At 61.6% G+C, this 11048-nt stretch carries 12 protein-coding genes; 4 read left to right on the top strand and 8 right to left on the bottom strand.

All coding sequences use genetic code 11. From position 1 onward, the window contains the following. On the bottom strand, window positions 1-609 hold a 609-nt coding region (tyrS, locus tag ACEQXE_RS13595; RefSeq protein ID WP_370180119.1), incomplete at its 3' end, for a tyrosine--tRNA ligase. 49 nt (window positions 610-658) lie between these two features. Between tyrS and ACEQXE_RS13600 the strand changes: the two genes are divergently transcribed. Both ACEQXE_RS13600 and ACEQXE_RS13605 read left to right on the top strand, forming a co-directional pair. Then, window positions 659-1222 (top strand): DOMON-like domain-containing protein, encoded by a 564-nt coding sequence (locus tag ACEQXE_RS13600; protein ID WP_370180120.1) that lies wholly within the window; start codon window positions 659-661, stop codon window positions 1220-1222. Continuing rightward, entirely contained in the window at window positions 1219-2418 is a 1200-nt protein-coding gene (locus tag ACEQXE_RS13605; protein ID WP_370180122.1) for an exo-beta-N-acetylmuramidase NamZ domain-containing protein, read from the top strand. The genes ACEQXE_RS13600 and ACEQXE_RS13605 overlap by 4 nt, the downstream gene beginning before the upstream one ends. Here ACEQXE_RS13605 and ACEQXE_RS13610 read toward each other — a convergent pair. Genes ACEQXE_RS13610 through ACEQXE_RS13620 form a run of 3 tightly spaced genes read right to left on the bottom strand, consistent with a single transcriptional unit; the run spans window position 2415 to window position 5033 of the window. Further along, a complete protein-coding gene (locus tag ACEQXE_RS13610) occupies window positions 2415-3257 on the bottom strand; it encodes a DUF817 domain-containing protein (protein ID WP_370180123.1) in 843 nt (280 codons plus the stop codon). The two genes, ACEQXE_RS13605 and ACEQXE_RS13610, sit on opposite strands and share 4 nt — an antisense overlap. Next, window positions 3250-3852 (bottom strand): hypothetical protein, encoded by a 603-nt coding sequence (locus tag ACEQXE_RS13615; protein WP_370180125.1) that lies wholly within the window; start codon window positions 3850-3852, stop codon window positions 3250-3252. Before ACEQXE_RS13615 ends, ACEQXE_RS13610 begins: the two co-directional genes overlap by 8 nt. Then, a complete protein-coding gene (locus tag ACEQXE_RS13620; protein ID WP_370180126.1) occupies window positions 3849-5033 on the bottom strand; it encodes a VWA domain-containing protein in 1185 nt (394 codons plus the stop codon). Before ACEQXE_RS13620 ends, ACEQXE_RS13615 begins: the two co-directional genes overlap by 4 nt. Before the next feature lie 261 nt (window positions 5034-5294). On the opposite strand from ACEQXE_RS13620, the gene ACEQXE_RS13625 reads away from it, so the two are divergent. Then, window positions 5295-6365, top strand: a complete 1071-nt coding sequence (locus tag ACEQXE_RS13625; protein ID WP_370180128.1) for a L,D-transpeptidase family protein — start codon at window positions 5295-5297, stop codon at window positions 6363-6365. 38 nt (window positions 6366-6403) lie between these two features. Here the strand turns inward: ACEQXE_RS13625 and ACEQXE_RS13630 are convergent, their stop codons facing one another. Then, a complete protein-coding gene (locus tag ACEQXE_RS13630; protein WP_370180186.1) occupies window positions 6404-7249 on the bottom strand; it encodes an AAA family ATPase in 846 nt (281 codons plus the stop codon). An 80-nt stretch (window positions 7250-7329) separates the two neighbouring features. Further along, the gene (locus ACEQXE_RS13635) at window positions 7330-8634 is read right to left on the bottom strand and encodes a serine hydrolase (protein ID WP_370180130.1); all 1305 of its coding nucleotides are present in this window, start codon (window positions 8632-8634) and stop codon (window positions 7330-7332) included. A 93-nt stretch (window positions 8635-8727) separates the two neighbouring features. Here ACEQXE_RS13635 and ACEQXE_RS13640 point away from each other — a divergent pair, with 93 nt between their 5' ends. Beyond that, entirely contained in the window at window positions 8728-9954 is a 1227-nt protein-coding gene (locus ACEQXE_RS13640; protein ID WP_370180132.1) for an alpha/beta fold hydrolase, read from the top strand. Window positions 9955-9956: 2 nt separating this feature from the next. On the opposite strand, the gene ACEQXE_RS13645 is transcribed toward ACEQXE_RS13640, so the two are convergent. Both ACEQXE_RS13645 and ACEQXE_RS13650 read right to left on the bottom strand, forming a co-directional pair. After that, complete coding sequence (locus ACEQXE_RS13645) at window positions 9957-10529, bottom strand: hypothetical protein (RefSeq protein WP_370180133.1); 573 nt, start codon at window positions 10527-10529, stop codon at window positions 9957-9959. Beyond that, on the bottom strand, window positions 10519-11040 hold the full coding sequence (locus tag ACEQXE_RS13650; protein ID WP_370180135.1) for an RNA polymerase sigma factor: 522 nt from the start codon (window positions 11038-11040) through the stop codon (window positions 10519-10521). Before ACEQXE_RS13650 ends, ACEQXE_RS13645 begins: the two co-directional genes overlap by 11 nt. Window positions 11041-11048 lie beyond the last annotated feature (8 nt).

An 11048-nucleotide genomic window follows, 5' to 3' on the forward strand; every position in this document is an offset into this window, starting at 1 on the left:
CCACTGATCGCTGCCGCCCATCTGGAGCCTGCATCCATAACGCTGGGCAAGCTCGCGGAAGTCGTAAGCCTGCAGGATCATGTAGTTGAATTCGAGGAACGTCAGCGGCTGTTCGCGGTCGAGCCGCGTTTTGACCGAGTCGAAGGTCAGCATGCGGTTGACCGTGAAATGCGGGCCGACATCGCGCAGCAGGTCCAGATAGCCAAGGCCGCTGAGCCATTCGTCGTTGTTGACCATTACCGCGTCGGCAGGGCCGTCGCCAAAGGTCAGGATGCGTTCGAAAACCTTGCGAATGCTCGCAATATTGCCTTCGATAACCTCGTTGGTCATCATCTGGCGGCTCTCATCGCGGCCCGAGGGATCGCCAATCTTGCCGGTTCCGCCGCCCATCACCACGATCGGCTTGTGCCCGGTCTGCTGGAGGCGGCGCAAAAGCATGATCTGGACCAGGCTGCCGACATGCAGACTGGCCGCGGTCGGATCGAACCCGACATAGCCCGGCACAACATTTTGGGACGCCAGCAAATCAAGGCTTTCCGCATCGGTGATTTGATGCGTATACTGCCTCTCGTCGAGAACGTTCAAAAGTTCGGATCGATATGCGGGCACTGATTCCTCCGGGGGGAAAGATCGGGCCCGCTAGCATGGGGGGTCGTAAATGCAAACGTACAGGTTGAAGCCGCATCCTACTACGCCACCGCTCGACGTGAGCGGGATTTCGGTGACGATGATGCGCCTTATGGGCGGCGAGCTGCTGCTGCGCTATCGCATCAACGATTCTGGCAAGGTCGTGGTGCCGCGCGGTTTCTCGCACCGCAGCCAGGAAGACCTGTGGCGGCGGACCTGCCTTGAATTCTTCCTCTACGACCAGAACGGCCATTACCGCGAATTCAATTTCGCCCCGGCTGGCGACTGGGCGGCCTTCGAGTTCGCATCCTATCGCAAGCTGATCGGCGATTATTCTCCCGAGACTGCACCGCAGATCGATTTCCAGCGGGGGCCGAGCGTCATCACGGTGACCGTGCGGCTGCCTGCCCGCCTGCTCGACGGCGTGAAATCGGCCAGCCTGTGCGCCGTGATCGAGGAAGAGGGCGGGCACCACTCGCTCTGGTCGCTGACCCATCGCCGCGATGATCCCGACTTCCACGATCCGATGAGCTTCGCGATCCGCTTCGGCCAGAGCGAGCCCGCAAAACCAAAACAGGCCCTCCAGCACGCATGAAGTTCGGGATCGACCGGCTGCTTTCAGAGCCGGATTTGCGCAAACCGCTTGAAGGTAAAAGGGTCGCGCTGGTTGCCCACCCGGCATCGGTCACGAGGGATCTGGAGCACAGTCTCGACGCGCTGGTCGCCGCGGGGGTGAATGTCACTTCCGCGTTCGGGCCCCAGCACGGGCTCAAGGGCGACAAGCAGGACAATATGGTGGAGACGGCGGACGAGACCGATCCCACCTATAACATTCCCGTGTTCAGCCTTTATGGCGAGGTGCGCCGCCCCACCGGCCAGATGATGTCGAGCGCGGACGTCTTCCTGTTCGACCTGCAGGACCTGGGCTGCCGCATCTACACCTTCGTCACCACGCTGCTCTACCTGCTCGAAGAGGGCGCGAAGCACGGCAAGAGCGTGTGGGTGCTCGACCGACCTAACCCCGCCGGGCGCCCGGTCGAAGGCACGCTACTGGTGCCGGGGCAGGAAAGCTTCGTCGGCGCAGGCCCCATGCCGATGCGCCACGGACTGACGATGGGGGAGATGGGCCATTGGTTCATCGATCACTTCGGGCTCGACGTCGATTACCGCGTCATCGAGATGCATCACTGGCTGCCCGAGGCGGGGCCGGGTTTCGGCTGGCCCGAGGATCGCATCTGGATCAACCCCAGCCCCAACGCCGCCAACGTCAATATGGCGCGCGCCTATGGGGGCACGGTGATGCTGGAAGGTGCGACGCTGAGCGAGGGGCGGGGGACCACCCGTCCGCTGGAAGTCCTGTTCGGTGCTCCCGATATCGATGCCAAGGCCGTACTTGCCGAGATGCAACGGATCGCACCGACGTGGCTGAATGGCTGCGCGCTTCGCGAATGCTGGTTCGAGCCAACGTTCCACAAGCACGCGGGGCAGCTATGCAACGGGCTGATGATCCATGCGGAAGGCCCATTCTACGATCACGCACATTTCCGGCCCTGGCGCTTGCAGGCGCTCGCCTTCAAGGCGATCCGCACACTGTATCCGGACTACGACCTGTGGCGCGATTTCCCGTACGAATACGAGTTGGAACGCTTGGCGATCGACGTGATCAATGGCGGTCCGGCCTTGCGCGAATGGGTCGACCACCCTGCATCCTCGCCGGTCGATCTCGATCGCATGGCGACCAATGACGAGACCGAGTGGCGCGATTCCGTCGCGCCGCACCTGCTGTATTAGTCCGGCTTCCGGATCGGCTGCACCAGCGCAACGAGTACGAAGCTGATGATCATCAGCAGGTACCAGCTACCGAATTTGGCGAGGTGGACCGGCTTCCAGACCTGCTCTTGTTCCGGGTAATTCCATGCGTTGGCAAAGGTGCCGATGTTCTCGGCAGCCCAGATGAACAGAGCAACCAGCCCGAAACCGAGCAGCAAGGGCATCCAGCGGTGCACGCGGAAATTGCGGAAATGCACCGACGTGCGCCAGAAGATGAGGGCCGTCGCGGCGAACAGACCCCAGCGGATATCGATCCAGTAGTGGTGGAGGAAGAAGTTGGCGTAGATGGCGCCCGCCAGCACCCACGTGGTCCATGGCGGAGGGTAGTGCGCAAAACGGAAATCGAAAATGCGCCACACGCGGGCGATGTAGCTGCCGACCGCAGCATACATGAAGCCGGAGAACAGCGGCACGCCTGCGATCCTGAGAAACGCTTCCTCCGGATAGACCCATGACCCGGCATAGGTCTTGAAAATCTCCATCACCGTGCCGACGACGTGGAAAATCAGGATCACCTTGGCTTCGTCCCACGTCTCCAGTCGGAAGGCGAGCATGCCGATTTGGATCGCGAGTGCCGCCAGCGTGAGGAAATCGTACCGGGCGAGGGGGGCGTCGTCCGGATAGAGGAAATGCGTCGCTAGCAGCAGCGCGAGCAGCAAGCCGCCGAACAGGCACGCCCAGCCTTGTTTGAATCCGAACAGCAGGAATTCGTAAAGCCACAGCCGCCAGCCTTCGCCCGGGTCGAAGGCTTCGAGACGCTGGCGGATCTGCTGGAAGCGGGAGTGGGGGCGATCAATCACAGGTGGTCTTCTGCCAGGTAAGGGAGGGGCCGGACGGCCCTTGCCTCAGGAAGGCAAGGAGCGCTGCTTCAGTCTCCACATTTGAAAAGGAGTCCCCGTTGAGCTTCCCTCGCAAGGCATTCCAAAATGTCCGCCTAGTCGGAGATGTCCAAACTGCGCCTTCATTCCTAATCGCAAAATCTACAGCGTTTGAATCGAGATCGATTCGCTTCAGCTCCCACCCATCCTGTTCGCGGATAGCTCTGAAACTATGACTGCGATGGCGAATGTCGATCTCCCCGTAATCGATGTCGTGTGCAGTCAGCAGTGCCGCACGGATCGTCTCTTCCGTCGCGGGTACGTAGTACTGCCAATGTGATGTGCCGATCGTGGGCCCTTCCTCTGCATCTTCGAGGCCAATTGCAGGGGCGAGCGCTTGTTCAGGCTTCAGAACATCTTCGTAGAACCGGAGAACTGCGAACCCGGCAAGAGCGGTGAGGACGGACGTCGCCCAATTATCCGAGTCGCCGAATGCGACGACGAGAATGTAAGCAAACCCGACAAGCAACGCGGCTAGGAGCGCCCGAGCCAGCCACTTCTTTGCTGTGTAGCTCACGCCCCGTGCTTGCGGCTCAATTCGCGCATCGCATCATCAAGCCCATCCAACGTCAGCGGGTACATGCGATCATTGACCAGCTGCTTCATGATGCTGGTCGACTGCGAATAGCTCCACTGCCGCTCCGGGATTGGGTTGAGCCACACGGTCGCGGGATAGGTGTTCGCCATGCGCTGCATCCAGGTGGCGCCCGCTTCCTCGTTCATATGCTCCACGCTGCCGCCCGGATGAGTGATCTCGTAAGGGCTCATCGCCGCATCGCCGACGAACACGACCTTGTAGTCGTGCCCGTACTTGTGGAGGATATCCCAGGTTTTGGTCCGCTCCTGCCAGCGGCGGCGGTTATCCTTCCACACGCCTTCGTAAAGGCAGTTGTGGAAGTAGAAGAATTCGAGGTTCTTGAACTCGGATGTGGCCGCGCTAAAAAGCTCTTCGGTGATCTTGATGAACGGATCCATCGACCCGCCAACGTCGAGGAACAGCAGCAATTTCACCGCATTGCGGCGTTCGGGGCGCATATGGATATCGAGCCAGCCCTGCTTGGCTGTGCCATCGATCGTCGCATCGATATCCAGTTCGTCCGCCGCACCGTCGCGAGCGAACCGCCGCAGACGCCGCAGCGCCATCTTGATGTTGCGGGTGCCCAGCTCCTTGGTGTTGTCGAGATTCTTGAACTCGCGCTTTTCCCACACCTTCACTGCGCGCTTGTTCTTGCTCTCGCCGCCGATCCGCACGCCTTCGGGGTGGTAGCCCGAATGGCCGAAGGGCGAGGTACCACCTGTGCCGATCCACTTGTTGCCGCCCTCGTGGCGTTCCTTCTGTTCCTCGAGCCGCTTCTTGAGCGTGTCCATGAGCTCGTCCCACGAACCCATCTTCTCGATCTTTGCCATTTCCTCTTCGGTCAGGTACTTTTCGGCGATGGCCTTCAGCCAGTCCTCCGGGATGTCGACCTGTGACTGGCCGTAATCGGTCATGATCCCCTTGAAGACTTTCGAGAACACCTGGTCGAACCGGTCGAGCAGGCCTTCGTCCTTCACGAAGGTCGCCCGCGCGAGGTAGTAGAACGCCTCGGGCGTTTGCTCGATTACGTCCCGGTCGAGCGCTTCGAGAAGCGTAAGGTGTTCCTTGAAGCTGGCGGAGATACCCGCCGCGCGCAGCTCGTCGACAAAATTGAAGAACATGGTGCGCCTTTTGCCGACCCGTAGCAGCGATGTCACGCATTATGGCCTTACCGCCCTCTTTGTGCTCCCGAAAGAACGGCGGCATTCCCAACCGTCAAAACACGCGAACAGGAAAGAATATTGGCCGGTTGTTTTTCCGTCCAATCAAAGATTTGAGGGCGCAAGGCGAAGTCACGAAACGAGCAAGCGAGTCGATCTCCGTCAAGGTGTGGCCCAGAATCCCGATTGAACCGAATCGGCAAGCAGTCCAAACAGCAGAACATGGTTAAAGGGGGCTTTACCATTGTCACTGCGTTGGCCGTGCTTGTTGCGGCCTTCCTTCTATTCAACCCGGTGGATATTTCACCGCCGGTCGATCACATGGTCGACATATCCGAAGTCGACATGTCCGAAGAAATGGCTGGCGAAGCGGGCGAAATGATCGCCGAAGCCGGCCCGATGGAACCGCCTGTCATCACGATGCCCGCGGCGGCAAATGCCATGCAGTCGGGCGCGACCATGCCACCGAGCGTGAAGACCGTCCTCAGGTCGGGAACGCTGATCGTGATCAGCAAGGCGTCGCAACACATGTACGTGTTCGTCGATGGCAAGCTGTGGGATTCGTCGCCGGTTTCGACCGGAAAGCCGGGCCACGATACTCCGGTCGGTATCTTCCCGATCCTGCAGAAGAAGGTACGCCACTTCTCGAACATTTACCGGAATGCGCCGATGCCGCACATGCAACGGCTGACCTGGGGTGGGATCGCGATCCACGCAGGCAAGCTGCCCGGCTATCCCGCATCGCATGGCTGTATCCGTCTGCCGGCAGAATTCGCCCGCGCGCTCTACCAAGTCACCGGGAAGGGCACGACAACCGTGGTCGTCACCAATCACCGGCTGGAGAGCGACGATCGGGCCATGCGGTTGGCGATCAACATGCCCGTGCCAAGACCGGGGCAGCGCGGGCACCTGATCCAGCGGCCCGAGCCCACATTGGCGCAATTGATGGTGTCGCCGGGGGATACTGCGCCAACCCTGGCACAGGCGCCGCAGGTTGTGCTGCCGAAGACCGACAAACCCAAGCCCGAACCCGTCGCTATCGCCCAGGCTCCGGCTGCCCGGGTTCGTGGACAGACAATCCAGCTTGCCGCGCCACCGAGCGAGTCGGAAGCGGAAGCCTACTGGTTGCAAGTGCGCGCTCGTCATCCCGAGATTGCCGGGTTCGAGAAAGCGATCATTCCCGCGACGGTCCGGTCGCGGCAGGTCTACCGTCTGCGCGTAACCGGACCGGGAGCGAATGCTGCGTGCCTATCTATGCGGCGATCGGGCACCGACTGCTTCCCGGTGAAGTGACAGGCGAGCAACTCACCAAAGTCTTGTAGCTTTGCTGACTATTGCTGCCGCCGGCTCATGAAGGCGAGGCGTTCGAACAGCATCACGTCCTGCTCGTTCTTGAGCAGCGCACCATGCAGCGGGGGGATCGCCTTGTTCGGATTGGCGTCCTGCAACACCTCCACCGGCATGTCCTCGTTCAGGAGCAGCTTGAGCCAGTCGAGCAATTCGCTAGTGCTGGGCTTCTTCTTGAGGCCGGGCACCTCGCGGATATCGTAGAAGATCTCCATCGCCTTGCTAACGAGGTTCTTCTGGATGCCGGGAAAGTGCACTTCGACGATGTCGCGCATAGTCTCACGGTCGGGGAACGCGATGTAGTGGAAGAAACAGCGGCGCAGGAAAGCGTCGGGCAGTTCCTTCTCGTTGTTCGAAGTGATGACCACGATCGGGCGTTCCTTCGCCTCGATCCGCGAATGCGTTTCGTAGACGTCGAAGCTCATCCGATCGAGTTCTTGCAGCAGATCGTTGGGAAACTCGATATCGGCCTTGTCGATCTCGTCGATCAGCAACACGGGCAGCTCGGGGCTTTCGAACGCCTCCCACAGCTTGCCCTTCTTGATGTAATTCGAAATGTCGTGAACCCGCTCGTCGCCCAGCTGGCCGTCGCGCAAGCGCGCGACCGCATCATATTCGTAAAGGCCCTGCTGCGCCTTGGTGGTGGACTTCACGTTCCATTCGATCAGCGGCGCGCCCACCGCCTTGGCGATCTCGTGCGCCAGCACGGTCTTGCCGGTGCCCGGCTCGCCCTTCACCAGCAGGGGACGGCGCAACGTAACCGCCGCGTTGACCGCGACTTTCAGGTCGTCGGTTGCAATATAGTCTTCCGTGCCTTCGAAACGTTCCATCTGCGCCATGTGGTTGGGCCCCATACAAGTCCTGTTTCGAAACTTGCTAGGGCCCTGCGACACCCGGGGCAAGGGCTGGATTACTCGGCCAGGGCGAGGATACGCTTGGCCATCATTAGCAACGCGGCCGTGTCGATCTCGCTATCGGGATCCATCTGGCTGATGGCCAGCATGTGCCACTGACCGGACTCATCCTGCAGCAGCCACGACATGTTGAGCACGCCTGCTTCGGAGCCACCCTTGTAACCCACGTAGCTCCAGCCTTCCTCGTCGCTTTCGCCAAGCGCGGTGTTAACCGCCATGATCTGCCGCGCCGTATCGTCGGGCAAACCCGCGAGCAGCCGCATCAGGCCCATCTGGTCGGTCATACTCGCAAACCACTCGATATCCTCGATCAGGACGGGCGTGCCGGAGGTGAATGTTTCGAGGAACTGGTCCTCGGTGATGTCTTCGAGATCCAGAGAGGCGAGGATAGCCCGCCGCTCCGCCTCGGAGGCTGCAGCATAGGATTCCCCGATGTCGCTGGACTTGATGACGAACATTTCCCGCGTGGTAAGAAAGGGAAGCGTCTTGCCTGCCAGCGTGTGGCCACTGGCCCGCATCTCTGCCTCGATCGCCTCGCGCCCGAGCGCCTTCATCACAAGATCGGTCGCCGTATTGTCGCTGATCGAGATCATGAGTGTCGCGGCGGTGTGCAGCGTGACCGGTGAGCCATCGGGCCACGTCTGGAGTCGGCCGCTGGGGAAGCTTTTCTGGTCGAGGGTTACCACCTGGTCCCAGGCGAGCCGTCCCTCGCTCACTGCGCGTGAAAGCGCGGCAAGCACGTAGAGCTTGAAGGTCGAACCCAGCGCAAATGGCTTTGTCGCATCGCCATAAGTGAAGATCGGATCGCCATCGATCGGTCCGAACCAGGCCGCCTTGCTTCCCGAAAGCGCCTCTATATCGGCGCTAAGGGTGTCGGCCCCGGCATCGATCGGATGGATATCGTTCAGCAGCAATCCGGAAATCTTGTACGGTGCAGCAGCCTCCAGCGTCATAGGCCCGCTTGCGAGAGCCTTTTCGAACCTGAGTGTGATTTTGGCCCCGTTCTCACCGGTCTGCTCGACCGTCTCGACGCCGACAATGTCACCCAGCTGCGCCACCAGCTGTGCGGTAACAGCCGCAAATTGCTCAGGCGGGACCTGCGACAGAAACGCATCGGCAAACACCTCCGCCGGATCGCGATCCGTATTGAAGAGCGTAATGACATCGGCCGCGCGCGCATCGAACCTGTTTTCTGTGGCTTCGGCATTGGTTTGCGCGAGGGCGGGGCTTGCCAGCACGCCCATTGTCCCCAAGGCTAGCGCCATGCCCATCGTCATTGCGCGCATTTTCCCGATCTTCATAATGATCCTCCCTTTGTCATTCCTGATAGCGCATTACGCTATTTAGCGAAACACCTAATTACTTGTCCTCAACCCGAACGGGAGACCCGTGAGATGCCGACCGAACAGCTGACGATCTCGACGAGCCGAGGCTACGATCTGGCAGCCGCGCTCGAGCTTCCCACAGGGCTGGTACGCGGGCCGGCGCTGTTTGCGCACTGCTTTACCTGCACCAAGCAGAGCAAGGCGGCGGTTGAAGTGACGCGCGCGCTGGCGAAGCAGGGCATTGCGTGCCTGCGGTTCGATTTTACCGGCCTGGGGGGCAGCGGCGGCGATTTCGGGCGAGCGGGTTTCGCCAGCGATGTGGAAGATCTGGTCGCATCGGCCAACCACCTGTGCGACCGGTTTGGCGGCCAGATCCTGCTTGTCGGTCACTCGCTGGGAGGCGCAGCGGTACTGGCAGCGGCGGACACGATCGGGCGCGATCGGGTGGCAGCGATTGCGACTATCGGGGCGCCCGCCGACGTTCCGCACGTGCTGGGCAACATCCAGGGCGACCTCGCGGCAATCGAACGGGACGGGCAGGGTGAGGTCACGATTGGCGGACGCGCCTTCCATCTCAGCCGCGAATTCCTGGACAGGACGCGCGCAATCGATCTCCCGAGCGAAGTCGGGCGGTTGAAACTGCCGATCCTGATTGCGCACTCGCCCACCGACCAGATCGTGGGAGTCGAGAATGCGTCGAAGCTGTTCGACGCGGCGCTCCACCCCAAAAGCTTCGTCAGCCTTGCTGGGGCGGATCACCTGCTGACCGAGGCGCAGGATGCGCATTTCATTGCCGAGGTTATCGCGGCGTGGGCGGCACGATACCTGCCACTGGAGACCGACTGGCCGATGCCCGAAGAAGGCGTGATCGTGTGCACGGGTCATGGCAAGTTCGGCACGGAGGTGCACACGGTCTCTCACCGCTTCGTGGCCGACGAGCCGCGCAGCTATGGGGGCGACGATACCGGGCCGACACCTTACGACCTGCTCAATGCCGCACTTGGCACATGCACCGCGATGACGATGAAGATGTATGCGGGCCGCAAAGGCTTGCCGCTCGATGGGGTGCGGGTTGCAGTGACGCACGAGCGCGACCACCAGCACGAGGGCGATCATGTCCATGCGATGGAGGAGGGCATGCCGATGCAGGCGCTTCACCGGGTCATCACGATCGAGGGCGACAGCCTGAGCGAAGAGGATCGCAGCAAACTGATGGAAATTGCAGGCAAGTGCCCCGTACACCGCACGCTCGAAGGTCACCTGCACGTGCATACCGAGGCCGGCGGGGGCGCGTAGCCTCACGCCGCCTCCAGTTCCTCGACCTTCTTTTCCAGCGCACGCGCGGCGCGCAGGTTGAGCCAAATGACGAAGGCGAAGAAGGCGAGTGTCAGGCCCAGCGGGCGGCCGATCTCGGTCAGGATCTCCCACGCATCCACCTGCCCGGCTGCCTTGAGCGCAACCGTGCCATAGACGCCGAGCACGCCCGGTAGCAGCGGTCCGATATACCACAGCGGCACCTTGCGCAGCGCATCTGCCTGCCGCCGGTGCTGCGCGATCAAGTGGCTGCGGCAGTCCTCTTCGGGCCTGCGCTGCTGCGCCGATGCGCGCTGGTGCAGGTTCCACATGACGATCACTGTGCCGACCACCATCAGCGCCATAGAAACGCCCAGACCGACCATACCCACACTCAGGAAAAACACCGCTGTGGGGGCCGCGACAACCACGATCAGCGCTCCTGCGGCATATTCGATCAGGTTGCGACGGCGCACCTTGCGCTCGAATGCACTGCTGCGGTTCATGAGGCTCTCCGGGATGGTGAAGCTGTTTTCGGCGTCGTCTGCGCGCCAGATGTGCTGGAGATCATTCGTCATGGTCTGTCTCCGGGAGTTCGAAGTGGGCGGCGAGTTTCTCCCTCAACCGCGAAAGGCGTGTGGCGACCGCTCCGCTGGACAGGCCGGTGACTTCGGCGATCTCCGCCCCCGAATGGCCTTCGAGCCACAACAGGATGACCTGCGCATCGAACAGCGGGAGCGTGCGGATAATGGCGTGCAGTCGTGCGAGCGCGTGGCCTTCCGCCATCGCCGCCTCGCCTACGCCGGAGGCGGGCAGCGTCTCAAGCTCGTCGATCTCGACCGTTTCGGGCTTGCGCGTGGCGCGTCCGACATGATCGGCGGCGACATTATGCGCGACGCGGAACACCCAGGTCTTGAGTGCGCAATTGCCATCGAAGCGGGCGAAGCTGCGCCACAACTCCAGGTGGATGTCCTGCTCGAGGTCGCGGGCCTTCTCGGCATCGCGCTCCATCGCGCGGGCGAGCCGTGCGATGGCGGGTGCGAATTGCTCCCCCGCCTGGTGATAGAGTGTGGCCTGTTGCCCGGTCATGCCCCTTT

It is taken from the genome of Alteriqipengyuania sp., assembly GCF_964222115.1.
Taxonomy (GTDB): domain Bacteria; phylum Pseudomonadota; class Alphaproteobacteria; order Sphingomonadales; family Sphingomonadaceae; genus Alteriqipengyuania.

Bases quoted from the DNA above. Each gene is read 5' to 3' on its own strand.
- ACEQXE_RS13630 (WP_370180186.1), bottom strand. From the start codon at position 7,249: ATGGAACGTTTCGAAGGCACGGAAGACTATATTGCAACCGACGACCTG.
- ACEQXE_RS13635 (WP_370180130.1), bottom strand. From the start codon at position 8,634: ATGAAGATCGGGAAAATGCGCGCAATGACGATGGGCATGGCGCTAGCC.
- ACEQXE_RS13620 (WP_370180126.1), bottom strand. From the start codon at position 5,033: ATGTTCTTCAATTTTGTCGACGAGCTGCGCGCGGCGGGTATCTCCGCC.
- ACEQXE_RS13650 (WP_370180135.1), bottom strand. From the start codon at position 11,040: ATGACCGGGCAACAGGCCACACTCTATCACCAGGCGGGGGAGCAATTC.
- ACEQXE_RS13605 (WP_370180122.1), top strand. From the start codon at position 1,219: ATGAAGTTCGGGATCGACCGGCTGCTTTCAGAGCCGGATTTGCGCAAA.
- ACEQXE_RS13640 (WP_370180132.1), top strand. From the start codon at position 8,728: ATGCCGACCGAACAGCTGACGATCTCGACGAGCCGAGGCTACGATCTG.
- ACEQXE_RS13600 (WP_370180120.1), top strand. From the start codon at position 659: ATGCAAACGTACAGGTTGAAGCCGCATCCTACTACGCCACCGCTCGAC.
- ACEQXE_RS13625 (WP_370180128.1), top strand. From the start codon at position 5,295: ATGGTTAAAGGGGGCTTTACCATTGTCACTGCGTTGGCCGTGCTTGTT.
- ACEQXE_RS13645 (WP_370180133.1), bottom strand. From the start codon at position 10,529: ATGACGAATGATCTCCAGCACATCTGGCGCGCAGACGACGCCGAAAAC.